The 21776-nt window shown below is 70.0% G+C and carries 20 protein-coding genes; 12 read left to right on the top strand and 8 right to left on the bottom strand.

The window, feature by feature from the left end:
* Window positions 1-4: 4 nt before the first annotated feature.
* Window positions 5-682, bottom strand: coding sequence for a TetR family transcriptional regulator (locus G5C66_RS05430; RefSeq protein ID WP_165109930.1), 678 nt, complete (start codon window positions 680-682; stop codon window positions 5-7).
* A gap of 113 nt (window positions 683-795) precedes the next feature.
* Here G5C66_RS05430 and G5C66_RS05425 point away from each other — a divergent pair, with 113 nt between their 5' ends.
* A complete protein-coding gene (locus G5C66_RS05425; protein ID WP_420901728.1) occupies window positions 796-1950 on the top strand; it encodes an acyl-CoA dehydrogenase family protein in 1155 nt (384 codons plus the stop codon).
* 2 nt (window positions 1951-1952) lie between these two features.
* Here G5C66_RS05425 and G5C66_RS05420 read toward each other — a convergent pair whose 3' ends face one another.
* The 3 genes from G5C66_RS05420 to G5C66_RS05410 all read right to left on the bottom strand — a co-directional run bounded on the left by G5C66_RS05420 (window position 1953) and on the right by G5C66_RS05410 (window position 5021).
* Window positions 1953-3008, bottom strand: coding sequence for an AurF N-oxygenase family protein (locus G5C66_RS05420; RefSeq protein ID WP_165109929.1), 1056 nt, complete (start codon window positions 3006-3008; stop codon window positions 1953-1955).
* An 85-nt stretch (window positions 3009-3093) separates the two neighbouring features.
* On the bottom strand, window positions 3094-3759 hold the full coding sequence (locus G5C66_RS05415; RefSeq protein ID WP_165109928.1) for a DUF2470 domain-containing protein: 666 nt from the start codon (window positions 3757-3759) through the stop codon (window positions 3094-3096).
* Window positions 3760-3821: 62 nt separating this feature from the next.
* Window positions 3822-5021: a 4-hydroxybenzoate 3-monooxygenase gene (locus G5C66_RS05410; RefSeq protein WP_165109927.1), complete on the bottom strand. Its 1200-nt coding sequence runs from the start codon at window positions 5019-5021 to the stop codon at window positions 3822-3824.
* 180 nt (window positions 5022-5201) lie between these two features.
* Here G5C66_RS05410 and G5C66_RS05405 point away from each other — a divergent pair, with 180 nt between their 5' ends.
* Window positions 5202-7055: an AMP-dependent synthetase/ligase gene (locus G5C66_RS05405; RefSeq protein ID WP_165109926.1), complete on the top strand. Its 1854-nt coding sequence runs from the start codon at window positions 5202-5204 to the stop codon at window positions 7053-7055.
* Window positions 7056-7075: 20 nt separating this feature from the next.
* On the opposite strand, the gene G5C66_RS05400 is transcribed toward G5C66_RS05405, so the two are convergent.
* On the bottom strand, window positions 7076-7549 hold the full coding sequence (locus tag G5C66_RS05400) for a DUF4383 domain-containing protein (protein WP_165109925.1): 474 nt from the start codon (window positions 7547-7549) through the stop codon (window positions 7076-7078).
* A 155-nt stretch (window positions 7550-7704) separates the two neighbouring features.
* On the opposite strand from G5C66_RS05400, the gene G5C66_RS05395 reads away from it, so the two are divergent.
* Both G5C66_RS05395 and G5C66_RS05390 read left to right on the top strand, forming a co-directional pair.
* Window positions 7705-8577 (top strand): RNase H family protein, encoded by an 873-nt coding sequence (locus G5C66_RS05395; RefSeq protein WP_165109924.1) that lies wholly within the window; start codon window positions 7705-7707, stop codon window positions 8575-8577.
* 11 nt (window positions 8578-8588) lie between these two features.
* A complete protein-coding gene (locus G5C66_RS05390; RefSeq protein ID WP_338144073.1) occupies window positions 8589-9509 on the top strand; it encodes an amidohydrolase family protein in 921 nt (306 codons plus the stop codon).
* Here G5C66_RS05390 and G5C66_RS05385 read toward each other — a convergent pair.
* Window positions 9506-10621 (bottom strand): MGDG synthase family glycosyltransferase, encoded by a 1116-nt coding sequence (locus G5C66_RS05385; protein WP_206443734.1) that lies wholly within the window; start codon window positions 10619-10621, stop codon window positions 9506-9508. The two genes, G5C66_RS05390 and G5C66_RS05385, sit on opposite strands and share 4 nt — an antisense overlap.
* 114 nt (window positions 10622-10735) lie before the next feature.
* On the opposite strand from G5C66_RS05385, the gene G5C66_RS05380 reads away from it, so the two are divergent.
* The gene (locus G5C66_RS05380; protein ID WP_165109922.1) at window positions 10736-12946 is read left to right on the top strand and encodes an Eco57I restriction-modification methylase domain-containing protein; all 2211 of its coding nucleotides are present in this window, start codon (window positions 10736-10738) and stop codon (window positions 12944-12946) included.
* A gap of 55 nt (window positions 12947-13001) precedes the next feature.
* On the opposite strand, the gene G5C66_RS05375 is transcribed toward G5C66_RS05380, so the two are convergent.
* Window positions 13002-13850 carry an acyl-CoA thioesterase domain-containing protein gene (locus tag G5C66_RS05375; RefSeq protein ID WP_165109921.1) on the bottom strand — a complete coding sequence of 283 codons (849 nt, stop codon included), beginning with the start codon at window positions 13848-13850 and terminating at the stop codon, window positions 13002-13004.
* A 134-nt stretch (window positions 13851-13984) separates the two neighbouring features.
* Between G5C66_RS05375 and G5C66_RS05370 the strand changes: the two genes are divergently transcribed.
* The 7 genes from G5C66_RS05370 to G5C66_RS05340 all read left to right on the top strand — a co-directional run bounded on the left by G5C66_RS05370 (window position 13985) and on the right by G5C66_RS05340 (window position 20440).
* Entirely contained in the window at window positions 13985-15367 is a 1383-nt protein-coding gene (locus G5C66_RS05370) for an NAD-dependent succinate-semialdehyde dehydrogenase (protein ID WP_165109920.1), read from the top strand.
* Window positions 15368-15410: 43 nt separating this feature from the next.
* Window positions 15411-16169: an alpha/beta fold hydrolase gene (locus G5C66_RS05365; protein WP_165109919.1), complete on the top strand. Its 759-nt coding sequence runs from the start codon at window positions 15411-15413 to the stop codon at window positions 16167-16169.
* Window positions 16170-16212: 43 nt separating this feature from the next.
* A complete protein-coding gene (locus G5C66_RS05360) occupies window positions 16213-16902 on the top strand; it encodes an EcsC family protein (RefSeq protein ID WP_165109918.1) in 690 nt (229 codons plus the stop codon).
* A 284-nt stretch (window positions 16903-17186) separates the two neighbouring features.
* Window positions 17187-19394: a DEAD/DEAH box helicase gene (locus tag G5C66_RS05355; protein ID WP_165109917.1), complete on the top strand. Its 2208-nt coding sequence runs from the start codon at window positions 17187-17189 to the stop codon at window positions 19392-19394.
* Between the two features lie 83 nt (window positions 19395-19477).
* Complete coding sequence (locus G5C66_RS05350) at window positions 19478-19618, top strand: hypothetical protein (protein ID WP_165109916.1); 141 nt, start codon at window positions 19478-19480, stop codon at window positions 19616-19618.
* A gap of 110 nt (window positions 19619-19728) precedes the next feature.
* Window positions 19729-20097, top strand: coding sequence for a thioredoxin (gene trxA / locus G5C66_RS05345; RefSeq protein WP_165109915.1), 369 nt, complete (start codon window positions 19729-19731; stop codon window positions 20095-20097).
* A gap of 43 nt (window positions 20098-20140) precedes the next feature.
* Window positions 20141-20440, top strand: a complete 300-nt coding sequence (locus tag G5C66_RS05340; protein ID WP_165109914.1) for a chorismate mutase — start codon at window positions 20141-20143, stop codon at window positions 20438-20440.
* A 4-nt stretch (window positions 20441-20444) separates the two neighbouring features.
* Here the strand turns inward: G5C66_RS05340 and G5C66_RS05335 are convergent, their stop codons facing one another.
* Entirely contained in the window at window positions 20445-21695 is a 1251-nt protein-coding gene (locus tag G5C66_RS05335) for an FAD-binding protein (RefSeq protein ID WP_165109913.1), read from the bottom strand.
* Between the last annotated feature and the right edge of the window lie 81 nt (window positions 21696-21776).

The raw sequence follows: 21776 nt of genomic DNA, 5'->3' as shown, positions 1-21776 counted from the left end.
CCCATCATGCCCGCGGGGTGAAGACCATGTCTTCGGGTATCTCGAGCCCGAGCTGGGCGAGCAGGTCGAAGAGCACGCCGGCGACCTGCCGGGTGAGCCGTGCGACCACCTCGTCACGGGTCTCGTCCTCGTGATCGAGCCACCAGATGATGCTGGCGTCGACCATCCCCATCATCCCGGCGAGGACGCCGTCGGGCGGCTCGCCGTTGAGCTCGGACTCGCTCAGGTAGCCGCGCATCGCCTCGACGAGCTCGTTGAGGAACCGGGTGCGTCCCATCCGCGCGCGGTGCAATGCCTTGGTCTGCTGCTGAGCGGCGACGAAGCGATAGAGGTTCGGGTGCTCGGCGGCCCAGTCGACGCACGGCGCGATGACCCCGCCGATCACCTCGTGAGGCGTTCCGGTGCGCGCCAGGTTGGGCCGTACGCGGCGCAGCAGCTCGTTCGCGGCGAACCGGGTCACCTCGGCGTCGAGCTGGTCCTTGCTCGCGAAGTGCCGGTAGACGTTGGGCCGCGGCAGCCCGGCCCGCTCGGCGATCTGGGCCATCCCGACGGTCGGGCCGCTCTCCTCGATCGCCTCGACTGCCGCGATCACCACCCGGGAGCGCCGCGAGTCGTCCTCGAGCGCCTCCTTCGCCGACCGGCGCCGCACTGTCGAGTCGACCCACTTCGCAACGTCCACCACGCGTTCACCGTAGCGCTGATACACCTTGTACCCAGGTCCGGTACGGTGATACAACCTGTATCCAGCACATCGTGTCCCACATACCGTGGGGTGCGCGACCGGAAGGAATGCCCGTGACCCGCCGCTCTCCCTGGATGGACCAGGATCTCGAGGACCTGCGCGACCTCGCCCGCACCTTCTGCGAGAAGGAGATCAAGCCCAACATCGAGTCCTACATCGCCAACAAGCAGGTCGACCGCGACCTGTGGACCAAGGCCGGCGAGCTCGGCCTGCTCTGTCTCTCCGTGCCGGAGGAGTACGGCGGCGGTGGCGGTACCTTCGCCCACGAGGCCGTGCTGATCGAGGAGCAGGCCCGCGTGGGTGACTCCTCGTGGGGCGCCCCGCTGCACAGCGGGATCGTGGCGCACTACCTGGTGGCGTACGGGACCGAGGAGCAGAAGCAGGAGTGGCTGCCGAAGATGGCCAGCGGTGAGGTGGTCGCGGCCGTCGCGATGACCGAGCCCGGCACCGGCTCGGACCTCCAGTCGATCACCACCAAGGCGATCCGTGACGGCGACGACTACGTCGTCAACGGCGCGAAGACCTTCATCACCAACGGCAACCAGGCCGACATGGTGCTGGTCGCGGTCAAGACCGACCCGGAGGAGAAGGGCGCCGGGATCTCCCTGGTCATCGTCCCGACCGACACGCCGGGCTTCCGGCGCGGCCGGGTGCTGAACAAGATCGGGATGAAGGGTCAGGACACCTGCGAGCTCTTCTTCGACGACGTACGCATCCCGGCGACCAACCTGCTCGGCACCACCGAGGGGGAGGGATTCGTCCAGCTCATGCTGCAGCTGCCGCAGGAGCGCCTGATCGTCGCGCTCGGCTGCGTCGCGGCGATGGAGTTCGCCTACGAGGAGACGATCTCGTACGTCCACACCCGCACCGCCTTCGGGCGCCCGGTCTTCGGCTTCCAGAACACCAAGTTCACGATGGCCGAGGTCGCCACCGAGGCCCGGGTGGCCCGCTCGTTCATCGACGAGTGCATCGAGCTGCACATCAAGGGCGAGCTCGACATCCCGACGGTGGCGATGGCGAAGTACTGGTGCTCCGAGCGCGCCATGAAGGTCGTCGACAAGTGCGTGCAGATGCACGGCGGCTACGGCTACATGGAGGAGTACCCCATCGCCCGCGCCTTCACCGACCTGCGGGTCCAGCAGATCTACGCCGGCACGACCGAGATCATGAAGGAGATCATCAGCCGGTCGCTGCCGGTCCCGGCCTGAGACTAGGCTGCTGCGGTGGGCGGCTCGGCGCGGAACCGCGCCGGCCGTCCGTCGACGCCCAGCACCCGCCAGGACCACCGGGTCAGCGGCGTACGCAGCCCGAGGTTGTCGAAGAGCATCCGGACGTCGGCGAAGAGATGGCGTCGGAACGCGGCGGCCTCGGGCCCGGTGCCCCAGACCTCGCGCACGACCTCGTCGGGGAGGCCCATGAGCTCGCGGTCGGCGCGGGACGGGATGATGATCGCGTCGGAGCCCAGGCGCATCGCGAGCGGCGTCAGCAGGCCGAGGACGAGGCGCGAGACCGGGTTGAGCGAGGGGGCGTGCTCCTCGAGCCAGGCGTGCGCGAAGCCGATGTGGCGGGCCTCCTCGGCGATGTGGATGGACATGATCTGGTCGAGGAGCGGGTGGGTGCCGCCGCCGCGCATGGCCTCCTTCTGCACGTGGTCGATCGGCTCCTCGCCGGCCAGGATGATCGCGAAGAAGAGGGCGGGGTAGAGCCCGCCGAGATGTCCCACGAGCGGGATGATCCGCATCAACCACTCAGGCGCGCCGGAGACGTCCGGGCAGACCCGGTTCGTGAACTCCTGGAACATCTGGATGTGGTGGGTCTCCTCGGTGAGCTCGTGCATGAAGTAGCGGAACTCGGGGTCGCCGTTGTCGACGCCCATCAGGAACTGGGTGCCGCCCAGGAGCAGCAGCTGCTCGAACTGGGAGCCGGTCTTGACCATCGCGGTGAGGCGGTGCCGGCCGACCTCGATCTGGCGCGCCTTCGGCAGCGACTGGTACCACGGGTGGGCGCCGAGCAGGTCGAGCGTGGGCAGGATCCAGCGCTCGTCGTCGTCGGGCACTGCCATCTCGGGCGCGTCCCAGTCGACGTCCTTGAACGCGTTGAAGTACTTCTCGACGGAAGCCTCCGACAACGTACGCAGCGTCTCGTCGTACTCCCGGCGGGGCTGGGCTCCGATCGGCTGGGACCGGGTCGGCGTGATCATCCGGACCGGGGTGCCGGCGACGGCGCCCACGTAGCCGCCGATCGAGCGAAGTGTCTGCACAACCATCCGAGCCTCCTTGCACGACGTTGATACGTCACCAAGGTACATGGGATTTGTGTACCGGGAAACGGCTTCGGCCCGTGTGTTCCGCTCAGCAGATCTCGGCGGCCAGCGCCTTCCGCACTCCGGCGACGAGGTCTTCCGGCGTGCGGGCAGGTCGCTCGAAGGTGGTGCGCGCGCTGTGCGCGCCGCGCTCGTCGACCCACTGGAACTCGAACCCATCGGCGCTGAGGCCGGAGATCTGGGCGGCGAGGACGGTGTCGACCGGGATGTAGGAACGGGTCGCGACCGCCTCGCGGAGCTCGTTGCCGTGGTGGTTGTTGAGGTGGTCCTGGTTGCGGTGGAGCACGCCGTCGTTGAGGTCGAGGTCGCGGTCGGTGAAGGCGTCCAGCGGGATCGGCACCGCCTCGCCGGTGGGACGGACCAGCATCACGTTGGCGACGTCCATGACGATCTCCTCCCACTCCGTCTCGCAGCACGTACAGGCATCCGTACGCAGCCACCGCAGCGTGCCGGTGAGGCGGACCGCCTCGCGGTCACCGAGCGCGCCCTGGAGGACCAGCACGACATGGCTGCCGCGACGGCCTGCGTACGCCATCCGCTGCTCGGGCGGGCACAGGAAGGTCGGCCGCCCGCCGTCGTCGGCGAACCCCTGCATCTCGAGCTCCTCCATCGAGTAGGGGACGCCGTCGATCACCACGTTGCCCCCGCGGGGGCAGGACAGGATGCTGCGGGCAATGCGGGGAGTCGACTCCATGACACCTCCATATTTAGGTAAGGCTTACCTAAACATGGATCGAGGGGCGGGACAAGTGGTCCTCAGAATCCGATCGGCAGGCCTGCGTAGTTCTCCGCGAGCCCGGCGGCGGCGTGCTCGCTGGAGGTCACCCAGCGCAGCTGGGAGAGTTGGAGCTGGGTGTCGAACGCGGTGTCCTGAGCCTGTCGAAGGGGGTCCTCGGCGGTGTGCAGCATCGTGGTCATCCACCAGGAGAAGTGGGTGCAGCGCCAGACCCGGCGCAGCGCGGTCTCGGAGTAGTCGTCGGCCAGTCGCGGGTCGCCCTTGAGCAGCGAGGTGAGCGCAGGCGCCAGCAGTGCGACGTCGGCGACCGCGAGGTTGAGCCCCTTGGCGCCGGTCGGCGGCACGATGTGGGCGGCGTCGCCGGCCAGGAAGAGGCGGCCGTGGCGCATCGGCGTGGAGACGTGGGAGCGCATCGGGAGGACGCTGCGGTCGGTGATCTGACCCGGCTGCAGCGTCCAGCCGTTCTGGCCGTGACCGAGCCGAGCGGCGAGCGCGTCCCAGATCTGGTCGTCGGACCAGGTCGCCGGGTCGGTGCCGTTGGGCACCTGGAGGTAGAACCGGGAGACGCTCTCCGAGCGCATCGAGTGCAGCGCGAAGCCGTCGGGGTGCCAGGCGTAGATGAGCTCGTCGGTCGAGGGGGCGACGTCGGCGAGGATGCCGAACCAGCTGTAGGGGTAGGTGCGGTCCCAGCTCTCCCGGGCCGGGATCGCGGCGCGGCTGGGGCCGAAGGAGCCGTCGCAGCCGACGATCACGTCGGCCCGGATCCGCCGGGCGACCCCGTCGGCGTCGGTGAACGTGACCGAGGGCTGGTCGGACTCGATGTCGTGCAGCGCGGTGTCGCTGACCTCGTAGTGGACGACCTGCCCGGCGGCTCTGCGGGCGTCGATCAGGTCCTTCTGCACCTCGGTCTGGCCGTAGACGTAGACCGCCCGGCCGACCAGGTCGACGAAGTCGAGGTGGTGACGCTCCTCGGGCCACTGCAGGTAGATCCCGCGGTGCTTGTCGGCCTCGCGGGCCAGCCGGTCGCCGAGGCCGACCTCGGTGAGCAGGTCGACGCTCGACTGCTCCAGGATGCCGGCGCGGATCCGGGCTGCGACGTACTCCTCCGACCGGGTCTCCACCACGACCGAGTCGACCCCGTCGGCGGCGAGGAGATGGCTCAGCAGCATCCCTGCGGGGCCGGCGCCGACGATCACAACCTGCGTACGTTCATCTGCCATGGGGCGAGTCAACTCCTGTTCGGGCGCTCGTCGCCAGCGTGGATTTCCGGTGAGTGGAAACTGGGTCCGGGTGTCGATCCTCAAATGGTGCGGACGGGCTCTTGTGTCCGCGCCCGTGCATCCCTACGGTCGAGGCAACTCAATTGTGATCCGAGTCACAACCAACGAAGGAGCGCCCTGATGCCCGACGTCCTCGCCGAACGCGCCGCCCTCGAGTCCCAGATCGGCGACCAGACCATGGTCGACGTCCTCGCCAAGGTGGTCGCCGAACGCGGCGCCGAGCCAGCCTTCTCCGACCGGCACACCGCCGGCGGGACGGGCTGGCGCACGCTGACCTGGGGTGAGCTGCACCAGCAGGCCCGTGAGCTCGCCGCCGCCTACATCGCCGCCGGGCTGCAGCCCGGGGAGTCGGTCGCGATCATGGCCGCCAACCGCATCGAGCACATCCTCGCCGACCTGGCCGCGGTGCTCGCCGGTGGTGTGCCGATCAGCATCTACAACACTCTCGCTCCCGACCAGGTGGGCTACGTCGCCGAGCACGCGGACCCGCGGATCGTGGTGCTGGAGACCGACGACCACGTCGCCCGCTGGGCGCTCGGGCTGAAGCGGGAGGAGATCTTGCGGGTCGTCACGATCGACACCTCGGCGGAGGGCGACCCGCGGGCGGTCGGCTGGGACGACTTCGTGTCGTCCGGTGCGGCGGCGCTGACCGAGGTCGGCGAGGAGCTGGACGCGCGCAGCGCGGCGGTGACCCCGGACGACACCGTCACGATGCTCTACACCTCGGGCACCACCGGGCAGCCCAAGGGTGTGGTGCTCACCCATCGCAACATCGTCTTCGAGACCACCACCTCGCTGTCGACCTCGGGGATCGAGGAGCCGGGCGTGCTGGTCTCCTACCTGCCGTTCGCGCACATCGCCGAGCGGGTGCTCAGCCTCTACATCCCGCAGTTCAACGGCGGTCACGTCTACCTGATCCAGGACCCCGCGCTGCTGCTCAGCACGCTCCAGGAGGTGCACCCGACCAGCTTCTTCGGGGTGCCGCGGGTGTGGGAGAAGATCCGCACCGGCGTCACCGCGCTGCTCGCCGCCGAGACCGACTCCGCGAAGAAGGAGGCGGTCGAGAAGGCGATGGCGGTCGGGCTCGCGTACGTCGAGTCGCAGCAGACCGGACAGACCACCTCGCCCGAGCTGCAGGCGCAGTTCGAGCAGGCCGACGCCGCGGTCCTCTCCACCATGCGTGCGCTGCTCGGGCTCGACAAGGTCGAGTGGGCGGCCAGCGCGGCGGCACCGATGCCGCTCGAGGTCGCGAAGTTCTTCGCGGGGCTGGGGATCAAGATCTACGACGTCTACGGGATGACCGAGACCACCGGTGCCGCGACGGCCAACGGACCCGACGGCTTCCGGCTCGGCACGGTCGGCAGGGCCCATCCCGGGATCGAGGTGCGCATCGCCGAGGACGGCGAGATCCTGTTCCGCGGTCCGATCACGACCCCTGGCTACGTACGCCGGCCGGAGGCGACCGCCGCGCTCCTCGACGAGGACGGCTGGCTCCACACCGGCGACATCGGCTCGCTCGACGAGGACGGCTTCCTCAGCGTCGTCGACCGCAAGAAGGAGATGATCATCAACTCCGCGGGCAAGAACATCGCGCCGTCCAACATCGAGAACCTCCTCAAGGAGAGCCCGCTGGTCGGTCACGCGATGGTGGTCGGTGACGGCCGTTCGTACGTCGTCGCCGTGATGACCCTCGACGGCGAGATCGCCCCCGTGGTCGCTCAGAAGCTCGGCGTCGAGGCCGGGTCGCTCGCCGAGCTGGCCCAGCACCCGGTGATCCGCGGCGCGGTCGCCCAGGCGGTCGAGGCTGCCAACGCCCGGCTCTCCCGCCCCGAGCAGGTCAAGGCCTTCGAGCTGCTCGGTGAGGAGTGGACGGCCGAGTCCGAGGAGCTCACCCCCACGTTGAAGCTGAAGCGGCGCGTGGTGAGCAAGAAGTACGCCGACATCATCGACGGGCTCTACACGGCCGGGGAGTGACCCAGGAGTGAGCGGGCGGCCTACTCGGGAGGCTGCCGCAGGTCCGACATCGTGTTGGCCCAGCCGCCGTCGCGGCGGATCTGCACGACCGCGATCGCCAGCATGATCGCCGCGATGGCGAAGTGGATCGCTGCGTCGGTCACATGGTCGGGCATGTGCAGGACCCACATGACCTGGGGCGATGCGAGCGCCCAGACGCCGGGGACGATGCCGCCGAAGGATGCTGCCAGCAGGTAGAGGACCGACCACGAGTTGCGGCGGCACAGGAGCAGACCGGGCGCGAACATGGCGATGCCGGCGAGCGCGTGCCAGCCGTTGAAGTCCATGCCCAGCACCTTCGCCGTCGGTGCGTGGTGGCCGATCTCGAAGCTCGGCTCTGCGACGAACCCGGCGATCGCCCATAGGACGTTGGCAGCGCAGATCACCAGGACCGCCCACTGGGTGAACGTCCATCGCGTGCCTGACCGCGTGTCTTGATAGACCGTTCGAGTCATCTGTGGACGATAGATCTTTGGTCCGTCCAGGCGCCACCGCAATAGATCAGCCGGTGGCCCACATGCGTGTCCGGATCCTGACGCCGCCCTCTCGTCCTCAGGATCGGCCCGGTAACGTCGAGATCGACTTGTTCGGGCGGGTCAGGAGGTCTGCAATGCGTTGCTTCGTCGTCGTCAAGGAGCGCAGCGACGCCGAGAAGTGGGACTGGGTTCTGGCCGGCCCGGGGCTGCACGCGGCGGGATCGCTGGGGGCTCGCGGGATCGAGGACGCGATCATCGCGGCGGTCGGGGCTGCGTACGAGTCTCTCGTGCGGTTCGCACCGGTGCAGATCGTGGTCGCGCTGCCGTCCAACTCGCGGTTCTGGATGCTGACCGACGAGATCGCGGACGCCTACCCCGGGGTGGCCGTGGTGCCGTTCGTCGACGAGGACACCGACATCCGTGCGGCGGCCGTGGAGGCGTTGGCGGTCTACCGGACGGGCCCGTTGCCGCCACTGGTGGTGGCGACGGACGGCTCGGCGCACCGTGGGTTCATCGGATGGGGCTGGCTCGCCGGCGACGGGCAGCACGGCTTCGGCCGAGAGGTGCCCAACGCCCGGATCCGGGACCCGCAGTCGCTGGTGGTCCTCGCCGAGTTGCAGGCGATCGCGGAGGCGGTGCGGGCACTGCCGCGGCGCACGCTGACCATCCGGACCGACTCGCGGGTCGCGCTCGCGCTGATCGAGGACTGGCTCCGCGGCGAGGAGTCGATGCCGAAGGGCTACGAGACCGAGCACCGCGCCGAGCTCGCCGGCCTGACCCGGATGCACGACGACCTGTGCCGCGAGTCCGGGCGGCTCTCGTTCGAGTGGGTACGCGGCCATGTCGGCGAGGCGCTCAACGAGGGTGCCGACTCGCTGGCCAAGCTGGCCCGGCGCTTCGCCGAAGGCACCTGGGGGCTGACCGCCGACGAGGTGCCGGCCCGGGCGCGGGCGATCGCGGAGACCTTCGCCGCACCGATGGCTTCGGGGCCCGCGCCGGCCGGATAGGTTCGGGCGTCGTGAACCCTCCTGCGGTCGACATCGCCCCCGACGAGCCCGCGCAGATCCGCGCGCGACTCGATGCGCTGGGGCTGGACGGCATCTTCGACGTACACACCCATTTCCTTCCCGAGCGGATGCTCGACAAGGTGTGGGCCTACTTCGACTCGGCCGGCCCGCTGACCGGCCGGGCCTGGCCGATCGCCTATCGGCACTCCGAGGAGGAGCGGCTCCGGGTGCTGCGGGCTCTCGGCGTACGTCATTTCACCGCGCTCACCTACCCGCACAAGCCCGGGATGGCAGCGTGGCTGAACCAGTGGGGTGCGGAGTTCGCGGCGGACAAGCCGGACTGCCTGCAGTCGGCGACATTCTACCCGGAGCCGGGTGCCGGCGACTATGTCCGGGAGGCGATCGAGGCGGGTGCGCGGATCTTCAAGGCGCACGTCCAGGTCGGTGACTACGACCCCAACTCGCCGCTGCTGGACCCGGTCTGGGAGGTGCTGTCCGAGTCGCGTACGCCGCTGGTGATCCACTCCGGCCACGGACCGGCCCCGGGTCGGTTCACCGGGCCGGCCGGGATGGAGACGCTGCTCGGGCGCTACCCCGACCTGGTGCTGATCGTGGCCCACATGGGCCTGCCCGACTACGCGCGGTTCCTCGACCTGGCGGAGAAGTACGACGGCGTCCACCTGGACACCACGATGGCCTTCACCGCCTTCACCGAGGCGGCCACGCCGTTCCCGGTCTCGGAGCTGCCGCGGCTGGAGGCGCTGGGGGAGCGGGTGCTGTTCGGTAGCGACTTCCCGAACATCCCGTATCCGTACCTCGAGGCTGTCGACGCCATCCTTGGACTGAGCATCGGTCTCGGGCTCGGGGACGACTGGGCGCGCGGGGTGCTCTACGGGAACGCCGCGCGGCTCTTCGGGATGTCCTCGGCCTAGGCGACGGCGGTCTCGTCGTAGGTGTCGGTGAGGATCTGCACGATGTCGGGGACGCCGAGCGCGAGCCGGTTGAACCGGGGCGACTCGGCGGCGACGACCAGGTGCTTGGCGAGCTCGATCTCGTCACGGGCCCACGGGATCAGCCCGGCGCGGTCCAGGTTGGCGGAGTTGGCGGCGCCGTGCCCGGAGATCGAGCGGTAGGTGATCACCGGGGTGCCCGACGCCAGGGCTTCGAGCGAGGTGAAGCCACCGGCATTCTGGACGACGCAGTCGCTGGTCGCCATCAGGGCGCGTACGTCGGTGCGCCAGCCGAGCGCCACGACGCCCGGGATCCGCTCCAGCCGACGCTTGAGGCAGGAGTCGGTCGCGCAGAGCACGACCGGGGTCATGTCGCTGTGCTCGAGGATGTCGCGGGCGGTCTGCTCGAGCGCGCCGGCGCCCAGCGAGCCGCCGGTGACCAGCGCTCGCGGGCCCGTCAGGTTCAGGTCGGCCAGCGGGTCGGCGAAGACCTGCCCCGGGACGTACGCCGCCCCCGGCGGGACCAGCGGCTGGACCACGGCTGCGTTGCCGCCGAGCATGCGCGCCTCCCGCGCGGCGACCTCGTGGATGGCGAGGTTGAGGTCGATGCCGGGGTTGATCCACAGCGCCGGGACCGCGGCGTCGGTGAGGTAGGTGACCGCGGGGACGGTGAGCTGTCCCGAGGTGCGGAGGTGGCCGATGACCTGGGAGCAGAACGGGTGGGTGGAGATGACCAGGTCCGCGCCGTGCACCGCTTCGGTGATCTTGCGGGTGGAGAGTCGGAGGAACCGGTTGAACGGCTTGTGGAGCGGCCGTCCCGGCATGACCAGGCTCATCGTGGTGCCCCAGGAGTCCGGGCTGACCTGGAGCTGCATCTTGTAGCCGACCTTCAGGCTGTGCCCGAGTCTCCATGGCATCAGGTCGACGAAGTCGAAGATCTCGACGTCGCAGCCGGCCTCCCCGAGTGCTCGTGAGATCTCTCGGGACGCGGAGTTGTGCCCCGCGCCGTAGCTCGCCGAGATGATCGCCACGCGGGGTGTCGCGCCTGGCCGGATGTGGAGGAGGGGCCCGAGCCGCTCCGAGTCGATGGACATGCGCCGGATTCTGTACTCATGGCGTGACGTTGTGGTGAACGGGGGCACCTCGTCGTGTCACTCTTCACCGTCGGTTCGTCTCCACGAACCTGCGGGCGTTCTAAGGTTCATCCTGTGATCACGGCCCGGCAACTGCGTCATCGTGCGCGGTCGGCGGTCGCCGAGCTGGGCGGTGGCCCCTCGGCGGTGGCGGTGGTGACGCGCCGGGTCGTGGTGGCGTTCGCGGAGGCGCGCGGGGTGGTGCTCACCGACGCGGCGCTGGATGCCGCCGGATTGCTGGCCGTGGGCGACCGTCCACTGTCGGATCGTCTGCTGTCGAACTATCTGTTCCCGGACGGGATGCGAGCGGACGATCTCGTCCTGGAGGAGATCGGCTACGTCTACGAGGCGCTGCTGGAGGACTCCTCGCGACGCGACAACGGCGCCCACTACACCCCGCCCGAGCTCGCCGACGAGGTGGTGGCGCATGCCCTCGCCCCGATCGCCGGCCCCGACGCGACCGTGGTCGACATCGCCGCCGGCACCGGTGTCTTCCTGCTCGCCTCCGCCCGCTACCTGGCCGCGTCGTGCCGGATGCCGCTGGCCGAGGTCGTCAGCCGGTGCCTCTACGGCGCCGACATCGATCCGGTCGCCGTCGACATCGCGAAGCTGTCGTTGTGGCTGCTCTGCGAGGACTCCTCGCTGCCGCTGACCTTCCTCGACGACCGGATCCTGTGCGGAAACTCGCTGGTCGGGCTCGTCGACACCGCCGACCTGCCCGACCGCCTCGGCGACCCCAAGGCCTACGCCGATGCGATGGTCGCGGTCGCGCTCCCGCTGGGCGGTCGGCCGGGGAAGCGGCTCGAGGAGGCGTACGCAGCGCTGGGCCGGGCCCGGCGCCTCCCTGTTCCCGCCGTGCGCCCGATCCACTGGGCACTGGTCGCGCCCGAGGTGATGGCGCGGGGCGGCTTCGACGCGGTGGTCGGCAACCCGCCCTATCTCGGCGTGAAGCGGGTGCGGGACGCGATCGGCCAGCAGCTCCGCGACTACCTCGCCCACACCCTGGCGGCCGGCACCACGCGACGGGCCGACTACGTCATCTACTTCCTGCTCCGGGCCGCCGCGCTCAGCCGCGGCGAGATCGGGCTGATCACGACCGACTCGATCAGCGAGGGTGACACCGCGCGGTTCGGGATCAGCACGCTCCTGGAGCGCGGCTGGCAGGTCGCCCGGGCGGAGCGGTCGGCGCCGTGGCCGACGGCAGGGGTGCGGTTCGCGAAGATCTGGCTCACCATCCGGCCGCTCGACAGCGCCTGGCTCGACGGCCGCACCGTCCCTGCCATCACCGGGACGCTCGAGGACGGCTTCGCGCTCCCGGAGCCGGCGCGGCTGGATCTCGACGTCCCGCTGCCGCACGGCTACCAGGGCACGATCGTGCTGGGGAGCTCGCTCGTGCTGACCCCGTCCGACGCCGAGGCGCTCTGCCGCGGGCCGCTCGGCCACACCGTGCGCCCCTACCTGAGCGGCGAGGACCTGGTCACCCCGTGCGGCTCGACCGCCTCGCGGTTCGTGGTCGACGTCGGCAAGCTCGGGCTCGAGGAGCTCGCCGAGGACCGTGCGCTCGCGCGCCTGGTGCGGTCGAAGGTACGCGCCGAGCGCCGCCGCCAGTTCGTGAAGTACCCCCAGCTCAAGGAGCGTTGGTGGGGCTTCCTCAGCCCGGTCGACGAGCTCTACCGCGACGCCGCCGGGCTCACGCACGTCATCGCGTTCAGCAAGCACAGCAAGCACCTGTGGCCGGTGCTCGTCGGAGCCGACCATGTCTTCTCCAACGGACTGGTGGTCTATCCGACGCAGGATGCGGCTGCGTACGCGTTCCTGGCCTCCGACCTGCACCGCGTCTGGGCGATGCGCGCCGGCGGCACCATGCTCAACACCGCCTACCGCTACAACCCCTCGCGCCTGCGGGCCACCTACCCGTTCCCTGCGGATCTCGGACCGCTCCGCCCGGTCGGGGAAGCGCTCCTGGCGGCCCTGGACCGCGTCGGCGACGAGCGCCGCCTCGGCATCACCGGCGTACTCAACCTCGTCGGCGACCCCGGCACCCACGACCCCGCGACCACCGACCTCCGCCAAGCCATCGCTGACGTCAACCACGCCACCGCCCGCCTGCACGGCATCGACGAGTCCCTGGCCACCCCCGACCTGACCCCCACCGGCTTCGGCCTCACCCCGGTCCGCCAGCGAGCCCTCATGGCCGAGCTCGTCGCCCAGAATCTCGCCCTCGCCGAGGCGTCACAAGCGTCGGCCGAGGCGTCAGGTACGTCGGTCGAGACGTCACCCTCGTGACGTTTCGACCGACGCGAGTGACGGCTCGGCCGACCGGGCCGACCTCTCGGCGGGGCTAGACCGGGGTCGCGGGCCCACCCTCGACAGGAGCGGTGAAGTCGACGGTGCGCTTGGCGTTGGCGAGGGCGGTGACGGTGGCGGTGCCGATGGTGCCCTCGCGGTCGAAGACCTCGGCGGTGCCGACGGAGATGCCCTCGTGGGCGACGTGGTCGATGGTGGCGAGGCCGACCTCCATCCCGGCGGGGCGGCGGGCGAGGGCGAGGGAGATGTCGGTGTTGATCCACTCGACGCCGTTGCTGCCCCAGTTGGTGACCATCGAGGTCGCGTCGGCGATGGAGGCGACGGTCTGGAACGGGGTCATCGGCTCGCCGGCGACGGTCGGCACCGCGACCTGCCAGGTGATGTGGCGGCCGGCGTTCTGGTGCTTGCCGAAGTCGTCGGACCAGGGGTTCTCGGAGACGAAGAAGGGTACGTGGGGCTCCGAGGTGGGCGGGGCGACCGAGAGCGGCGGGGGAGTGGCGCGCTCGGTCGCCGACCAGACCTCGCCGGCAGGGTTCTCGCCGGCGAGCAGGTAGGTGCAGGTCGCCCGCGCCACGACCACCTCCGAGCCGTCCCCAGGCGACTGGACCATCTCGGCGTCGAGCAGCGCGATGCGGGGGCCGTTGCGTACGACGCTCGTCCGGATCCTCGTCAGCACCATCCGCGGCGGCCGGAACAGGTCCACGTGGTAGCGCGCCGGCACCAGCTCGGAGGCACGTCCGAGGACCTCGATCTGGTCCTCGAGGCCGCGGGCGATCAGGCCGCTGGCGGCCACTCCGTGCATGTGGTCGTCGGCCCACATGCTGCGAGCCATCGGCGTGGGCTCGAAGCCGTCATCGGTGCGCCGGAAGAATGCGAGATCCATGCGCACATTCTAGAACGTGTCCTAACTTCGGATTCAGTTGTGAAAACTGGAAAATAGTAACGGTTCCGTCGTTACAAGTGGCTCAAAACCACGTACCATCACACCGAAAGCAGCCCCGATCGAAGAGGACGACGATGAGCAACACGCCTCCGTACCAGGTGACCGACCCCGCCACGGGTGAAGTGATCGAGACCTTCCCGTTCGCCACCGACGCCGAGGTCGAGGAGGCGCTGGCGCGGTCGATGAAGGCGTACGCGGCCTGGCGCTCGACCCCGATCGAGGAGCGTGCCGCGATCGTGAAGCGCGCCGCCGACCTCTTCACCGAGCGGGCCGCGGAGCTCGGCTCGATCATCCGCACCGAGATGGGGAAGAAGACCTCCTCGGGTGCGGGCGAGGCGGAGTTCTCCGGCGAGATCACCGCCTACTACGCCGACCACGGCCCCGAGCTCCTCAAGGACACCGACCTGCCCGGCCACGAGGGCAAGGCGGTCATCCAGCGCCTGCCGCTCGGCCCGGTGCTCGGCGTGATGCCGTGGAACTACCCCTACTACCAGGTCGCCCGGTTCGCCGCCCCCAACCTGGTCGCCGGCAACACCGTCATCCTCAAGCACGCCGAGAACTGCCCGCGCTCCTCGGCCGCGATCGCCAAGATCTTCGAGGACGCCGGTCTGCCCGAGGGCGTCTACCAGAACCTCTACGCCACCCACGAGCAGATCGCCACGATGATCGGCGACCCGCGGGTGCGCGCGGTCTCCCTCACCGGCTCCGAGCGCGCCGGCACGGCGGTCGCCGAGGCCGCCGGCCGCAACCTGAAGAAGGTCGTCCTCGAGCTGGGTGGCTCCGACCCCTACATCATCCTCGACTCCGACGACATCGACGAGGCTGCCGAGACCGCCTGGGCGACCCGGATGGAGAACGTCGGCCAGGTCTGCAACGGCAACAAGCGGATGATCGTGAACGAGGGCGTCTACGACGACTTCGTCGCGGCCCTCACCAAGCGTGCCGCCGCGATGACCCCGCTCGAGGGCGAGGACGGCGACGACACCGTCTACTCCCCGCTGGTCGCCCGCAAGGCTGCGGAGGCGCTGCGCGAGCAGATCCAGGACGCCGTCGACAAGGGCGCCACGCTCCACGCCGGCGGCGAGATCTCCGACGGTCCCGACGCATTCTTCTCGCCCGCCGTCCTCACCGGCGTCACCCCGGAGATGCGCGCCTACGCCGAGGAGCTCTTCGGCCCGGTCGCGGTGGTCTACAAGGTGAGCACCGATGAGGAGGCCGTCGAGCTGGCCAACGCGGTCGAGTACGGCCTCGGTGGCGCCGTCTTCTCCACCGACGAGGCCCGCGCGATCGCCGTCGCCCAGCAGCTCGAGGTCGGCATGGCCAACGTCAACACCCCGGCCGGCGAGGGTGCCGACGTCCCCTTCGGCGGCACCAAGCGCTCCGGCTTCGGCCGCGAGCTCGGGCCGCTCGGGATCGACGAGTTCCTCAACAAGCGTCTCTTCTACGTCGAGCGCTGAGCGGCCCCGATCAGCCGTCCAAGATTCTGAGAGAATCCCGGACGTGGCTGAGAAGGTGACCTTCAAGAGTACGTCCGGACCCATGCTGGCCGGTCTCATCGACCTGCCCGAGGGTGAGGTGCGTGGCTGGGGTGTGTTCAGCCACGGCTTCACCCTCGGAAAGGACTCGCCGGCCGCCGCGCGGATCTGCAAGCAGCTGGCCGCCGAGGGCATCGGCATGCTGCGCTTCGACAACCTCGGGCTCGGCGACTCCGAGGGCGACTGGGGCGACGGCTCCTTCACCCACAAGGTCGCCGACACCGTCGAGGCCACCCGGTTCATGGCCGAGCGCGGCACTCCCGCCGAGCTGCTCGTCGGTCACTCCTTCGGTGGTGCCGCGGTCCTCGCTGCGGCCAACGACTCGGTCGGGGTCGACGCGGTCGCCACCGTGGGCGCCCCGTTCCAGCCGGCGCACGTCGAGCACAACTACGACGCCGTGCTCTCTCGGGTGATGGAGGACGGCGAGTCGCCGTGGATGGCCGGCGGCAAGTCGCTGACCCTGCGCAAGGCCTTCGTCCATGACGTACGCCGCGCCGACCTGCGCCACAAGATCATGCAGCTCAAGAAGCCGCTCCTGGTCATGCACAGCCCCACCGACACCACCGTCGGCATCGAGAACGCCTCCGACATCTTCAACACCGCCCGTCACCCGCGCTCCTTCGTCGCGCTGGAGGGCTCCGACCACCTCCTCACGAAGAAGGGACAGGCCCAGCGTGCCGCCCGGATCATCGCGGCCTGGGCGCACCAGTACCTGATCGACTGAGTCGCTTCCGCTGATCCGGCCCGGCGTCGGCTAGGTTCGGGACATGCTCACGAAGCCGAAGTTCCCGATCAAGGAGCTGATCAAGGCAGGTCCCGCGGCGCCGCAGGTGCTGGTCGGGCACCTGGTCGCCACCCAGGGTCCGGAGATCGCCCAGAAGGTGGCCGCGGACCGAGCGGAGCCCGGCTTCGACCCCGAGGCGTACGTCGACGAGCTGATCAGGAAGCACCGCTGGTTGGCCCGCGCGCAGGGTGCCGGCGGCGGCGCGATGATCGCGGCCGCCGAGATCCCGGCCCTCGTCGGCGGTCCGGCGGCGGTCGTCGCGGCGGCCGGAACGGCGATCCTCGGCGACCTGGTCGCGCTGGCGTGGATCGAGCAGCGCCTGGTGATGCACATCGCGGCTGCGTACGGGCACGATCTGGAGGATCCGGCCCGGATCGACGAGTTCCTCAGGCTCGCCGGCGTGGATCTGCTGTTCGACGGTGGCGGCAGCGCGGCGGGTGCCGCGGGCAGCCGCTTCGGTGTCCGCGCCGCCTCCCAGTGGGCAGCGCGGAAGACCATCCAGGCCACCCGGTCGATGGCGCAGCTCGTCGGCGCCCGGGTGGCTCGGCGTGTCGTCCTGCGCGGCATCCCGGTGCTCAACATCCCGCTCGGCGTGGTCCTCTCGGACACCGCCACCAAGCGTCTCGGACGGCGGGCACGCGAGTTCTACCGGGCGCGTCCGCAGTCGGCCTGACACCAGCCTTTGATCGATTGACAGAAAACACCGGACGAGACTTCCACTAACCGGTGTGGGTGGGGTTACACTCGCTGCAAGCGCCCGGCTCGTGGACGTTCGTCGTGGGGACCGAACGAGTCACTGGCCCGGTCGATGAGGCGCCGATCGCGCGTATCCGCTGTTTGGACGCGGTCGTCAGTCGTCAGCCATCGACCTGCGTGAGCCCTGGGAGGGCGACCGGCCGATGAGGGTCGGCATTTGGACATGCCACTCACCCGTGCGTGGCCCCAAGGAGGATTCAGTTGGCTCAGGGAGCCGCTACCCGGCGCAACAACCGGTCCGGCCGTTCGCGTAGCAACGGAAACGCCGGCAAGTCCGGGCAGAACGGTCGCCGCAAGGGCGTCCACAAGGACAACGAGGGCATCATCCCGGTGCTCGCTCAGGTCGTCCGCGAGGTCGAGTCGGCCGTGCAGCGCCGCTCGGCGATGCCCGACGTGCGCACCAAGTTCCAGGTCGTCGCGCTCCTCGCCCGGGACGAGCGCCATCGCGTGCTCGAGGACGAGACCCTCAACGAGGGCCGCCGCGCCGAGCAGCTCAAGCGCCTGGACGGGATCGCGACGATCCTCGCCAAGACCGCGACCATGGACTCGCGCCTGTTCGAGCTCCTCGCCGAGGACGCCGAGATCTCCGAGGCCGCCCTCGACCTCAAGCACGAGCTGATGGCCCGTGGTGGCGTCGACGTGCCCGAGGACGAGGAGGAGGACGAGGACGAGGCCCCGGCCGTCGTCGTCCCCGACAAGCGCGTCGTCCCGACGAGCGTCATCCAGCGCCAGCTCTCCAACCCGTTCCTGGTGCCCGACTTCACCAACGCGCGCCCGCCGGTGCACGCCCGCCGCCTGTCCGGCTGGGAGCTCCTCGGACCGCTCTTCCGCAGCTTCGAGTACGCCGACTCCGGCCCTTCCTGCATGCCGCTGCCCGACCCGCCCGCCTACGGCCCCGGCCACGTCGACGCGCCCGGCACCCGCGAGCTCATGCACCACCAGGCCCAGATGGTCGCCTCGGCGGCCCAGGGCCACCGCACCTACCTGCTGGCCGACGAGCCCGGTCTCGGCAAGACCGCGCAGGCCCTGCTCGCGGCCGAGGCGGCCGACGCCTACCCGCTGCTCGTGGTCGTGCCCAACGTGGTCAAGGCCAACTGGGCGCGCGAGGTCAGCCTCTGGACGCCGTCCAAGAAGGCGACCGTCGTGCACGGCAACGGCGAGGACATCGACGGCTTCGCCGACATCATCGTGGTCAACTACGAGATCCTCGACCGTCACGTCGGCTGGCTCGGCGAGTTCGGCTTCAAGGGCATGGTCGTCGACGAGGCCCACTTCATCAAGAACAAGTCCTCGCAGCGCTCCCAGCACGTGCTCGCCCTCTCGGAGAAGATCCGGCAGCGTACGGCCAACCCGCTGCTGATGGCGCTGACCGGCACCCCGCTGATCAACGACATCGAGGACTTCCGGGCGATCTGGCAGTTCCTCGGCTGGATCGACGACGTCAAGCCGCTCAACGGCCTGCTCGAGGGGCTCGAGGAGACCGGGCTGACCCCGCAGGACAACAGCTTCTACGGCGCCGCCCGCCGCGTCGTGGTCAACCAGGGCATCGTGCGCCGTCGCAAGATCGACGTCGCCAGCGACATCCCGGCGCGGCGCGTGGCCGACCTCCCGGTCGAGCTCGACGACGCCGAGGGCCGTTCGATCCGGGCCGCCGAGGCCGAGCTGGCCAAGCGGATGATGCAGCGCTACGACACCGCGATCGAGACCCGCGTGACCGGTGCCAAGCCGGCCCCGGGCGAGCTCGACCTCGAGCTGATCCGCCGCGTCGCCACCTGGGAGCGTGAGGACCAGGACGCCTCCACCGGCGAGAACGTCTTCGGCATGATGCGCCGCATCGGCAAGGCGAAGGCGACCCTGGCCGCCGACTACGCCGCCCAGCTGGCGCGCAACGTCGGCAAGGTCGTCTTCTTCGCCAAGCACATCGAGGTCATGGACACCGCCCAGAAGCTCTTCGAGGAGCGCGGCATCCGCTACTCCACGATCCGCGGCGACCAGACCTCGAAGGCGCGCGAGAAGGCCATCGACGAGTTCATGAACGACCCCGCGGTCGAGATCATCGTCTGCTCGCTGACCGCGGCCGGCGTCGGCGTCAACCTCCAGGCGGCCTCCAACCTGGTCCTGGCCGAGCTCTCCTGGACCGACGCCGAGCAGACCCAGGCGATCGACCGGGTCCACCGCATCGGCCAGACCGAGCCGGTCACGGCCTGGCGCATCATCGCCAGCCAGACGATCGACACCCGGATCGCCGAGCTGATCGACTCCAAGGCCGGGCTCGCCGCTCGCGCCCTGGACGGCTCCGACGAGGAGGTCACCGACTCCGCCGACGTGCAGCTCGAGGCCCTGGTCTCGCTCCTCACCGACGCGCTCCGCAAGCGCGAGTCGGGCCGCCGGGGTCGCCGCGCCGCCTGACCCGGTTCCGGGACCCGATCCAGGCCTCATCTCAGGGAGAATCCTGAGGTGGGGCCTGGGTGCTGCGGCGTACGCTTGATCACATGTTCTGGATCATTCTCCTCCTCGTCGCGGCGGCCGTCGGCGGCTACGTGTTCCGGGTGCCGATCGTCGCCAAGCTGACCGGCCAGCCGCGCAGCCGCATCGAGCGGCACATCGGGCCGAAGACCAAGCGCCTTCCCTGACCTGACCCGACACCGGGGGCCTCGGGAATCACCGATAGGGCACGTACGTTGGGACGTACGTGCCCGCCGATCCGGCGCGCACGCGACTCCAGACCGGAAGTGAGAGCCCCATGCCCACCGTCGAGCTCGGCGCAGAGAACTTCGAGAGCACCGTCACCGACAACGAGATCGTCCTCGTCGACTTCTGGGCGTCCTGGTGCGGCCCTTGCCGCCAGTTCAGCCCCATCTACGATGCCGCCTCCGAGGAGCACCCCGAGATCGTCTTCGGCAAGGTCGACACCGAGGCCGAGCAGGCGCTCGCCGGCGCCGCCAACATCACCTCGATCCCGACGCTGATGGCCTTCAAGAAGGGCAACCTCGTCTTCTCGCAGCCTGGCGCGCTGCCCGCGCCCGCGCTGAAGCAGGTCATCGACGCCGTCGTCGACCTCGACATCGACAAGGCCTTGGCCGAGCACGCCGAGAAGGAGTCCGGCGAGTAAGACTCGTCACCGCTCCTGGCTTTACATCAGGTTGGATAGCCGTGTGACCGAACCCGACAGCGCCGCCCACGACGAGCTCCTGCGCCTTCGCGGCAGCATCGACAACCTCGACGCGGCCCTCGTCCACCTTCTCGCCGAGCGCTTCAAGTGCACCGAGCAGGTCGGCCGGCTCAAGGCACGCGCGGGGTTCCCGCCTGCCGACCCCAACCGCGAGGCGGTCCAGATCGAGCGGCTGCGCCGGCTCTCCGACGACGCCGGCCTCGACCCCGAGTTCGCCGAGAAGATCCTCAACGTGATCATCGCCGAGGTGATCCGCAACCACCGCCAGTTCATCGAGGACTGACGGCTCAGCCGAGCACCCGGTCCAGCCAGGCGTTCCAGAACCTCCGGTCCGGGTCGAAGCGGCGTGCGAGAGCCCTGAAGTCGTCCCAGCGCGGGAAGCCGGCGCCGGGGTCCGCGGTGGCGAACAGCTTGCCCCAGTGCGGCCGGGTGCCGGCCGGGAGCCGTTGCTCGAGGTCGGGCAGGAGGTCGGCCACGCCCGCAGGATCGGCCAGCCAGGTGAAGTGGAGCGCCAGTACGTCGGTGCCGTAGGCGGGGGAGAGCCACAGGTCGTCGGCGGCGACCGCCCGGATCTCGCCGACCTGCAGCAGCGGCCGGACCCGGTCGGCGAGCGACCGGACGGCGTCCACCGCCTCCTGGGCGCGATCGAGCGGCACCAGGTATTCGCTCTGCAGCTCCGCGCCGACGCTCGGCTGGAAGTCGAGCCGGAAGTGGGGCAGGCGCTCGTGCCACGGTCCCGGCACGCCCAGCTGCTCGGTGCACGGCGCGGCGTCGAGGCCGGGGATCACGTGGCGGGGCTCGGTCGCGAGCACCGTCCCCGGGATCTCCGGGGTCGTCGAGCGTGACTTCACCCAGACGCGGCCGAACGAGCCGTCGGGCTCGTCGCCCCAGCGCGTGAAGATCGACACCGAGTAGGCCGCGCCGAGGATCTCGGTGAGGTGTTCTCGCAGGTCGTCGTAGGTGAGGCCCTCGTGGACCGTCTGCGAGACCTGGTAGGTCGGCGAGGTCAGCAGCTCGAGGTGGGTCACGATCCCGAGGGCGCCGATGCCGACCACGGCCCCGGCGAAGTCGGGTGAGCCGGACTCCAGGCGCACCAGCTCGCCCCGGCCGTCGACGATCTCGAGAGCCGTCACGGAGGTGGCCAACGAACCGTTCGCGACGCCGGAGCCGTGCGTCCCGGTCGCGACCGCGCCGGCCACCGAGATGTGGGGGAGCGAGGCGAGGTTGGGCAGGGCCCGCCCGCGCTCCTCGAGCCAGGCGGCGAGCTCGCCGTAGCGCATCCCGCCAGGCACCCGGACGACGTCCCCGGACAGGCTCGGCGACGCGTCCAGGCGGTCGAGCGACACCAGCACCCCGGGGGTGTCCGCGAGGTCGGTGAAGGAGTGCCGGGACCCGAGCGCGCGCAGCCGTGGCTCGCGCAGCACGAGGTCGCGTACGTCATCGACGGAGCGTGGCCGCACGAGCTCTCGAGCGGTGTAGTCATAGCTGCGAGCCCACGTCGATCCGGGAGCGTCGAGGGCAGGGGTCTCGGTGCGCATGGATCGGATGGTAGCCCGGAACGTGCCGCTGCGCCCGTCTTCGGAAAACGTTATCGACAACGATTGACAAGCATGGCGCCC

Source organism: Nocardioides turkmenicus (assembly GCF_011045035.1).
GTDB lineage: Bacteria > Actinomycetota > Actinomycetes > Propionibacteriales > Nocardioidaceae > Nocardioides > Nocardioides turkmenicus.
Note: the sequence above shows the minus strand (reverse complement) of the source record. Positions and strands in the feature narration are given on the sequence as shown.

Bases quoted from the DNA above. Each gene is read 5' to 3' on its own strand.
- G5C66_RS05415 (WP_165109928.1), bottom strand. From the start codon at position 3,759: ATGGAGTCGACTCCCCGCATTGCCCGCAGCATCCTGTCCTGCCCCCGC.
- G5C66_RS05405 (WP_165109926.1), top strand. From the start codon at position 5,202: ATGCCCGACGTCCTCGCCGAACGCGCCGCCCTCGAGTCCCAGATCGGC.
- G5C66_RS05395 (WP_165109924.1), top strand. From the start codon at position 7,705: ATGCGTTGCTTCGTCGTCGTCAAGGAGCGCAGCGACGCCGAGAAGTGG.
- G5C66_RS05385 (WP_206443734.1), bottom strand. From the start codon at position 10,621: ATGTCCATCGACTCGGAGCGGCTCGGGCCCCTCCTCCACATCCGGCCA.
- trxA (WP_165109915.1), top strand. From the start codon at position 19,729: ATGCCCACCGTCGAGCTCGGCGCAGAGAACTTCGAGAGCACCGTCACC.
- G5C66_RS05370 (WP_165109920.1), top strand. From the start codon at position 13,985: ATGAGCAACACGCCTCCGTACCAGGTGACCGACCCCGCCACGGGTGAA.
- G5C66_RS05350 (WP_165109916.1), top strand. From the start codon at position 19,478: ATGTTCTGGATCATTCTCCTCCTCGTCGCGGCGGCCGTCGGCGGCTAC.
- G5C66_RS05335 (WP_165109913.1), bottom strand. From the start codon at position 21,695: ATGCGCACCGAGACCCCTGCCCTCGACGCTCCCGGATCGACGTGGGCT.
- G5C66_RS05410 (WP_165109927.1), bottom strand. From the start codon at position 5,021: ATGGCAGATGAACGTACGCAGGTTGTGATCGTCGGCGCCGGCCCCGCA.
- G5C66_RS05400 (WP_165109925.1), bottom strand. From the start codon at position 7,549: ATGACTCGAACGGTCTATCAAGACACGCGGTCAGGCACGCGATGGACG.
- G5C66_RS05375 (WP_165109921.1), bottom strand. From the start codon at position 13,850: ATGGATCTCGCATTCTTCCGGCGCACCGATGACGGCTTCGAGCCCACG.
- G5C66_RS05420 (WP_165109929.1), bottom strand. From the start codon at position 3,008: ATGGTTGTGCAGACACTTCGCTCGATCGGCGGCTACGTGGGCGCCGTC.
- G5C66_RS05360 (WP_165109918.1), top strand. From the start codon at position 16,213: ATGCTCACGAAGCCGAAGTTCCCGATCAAGGAGCTGATCAAGGCAGGT.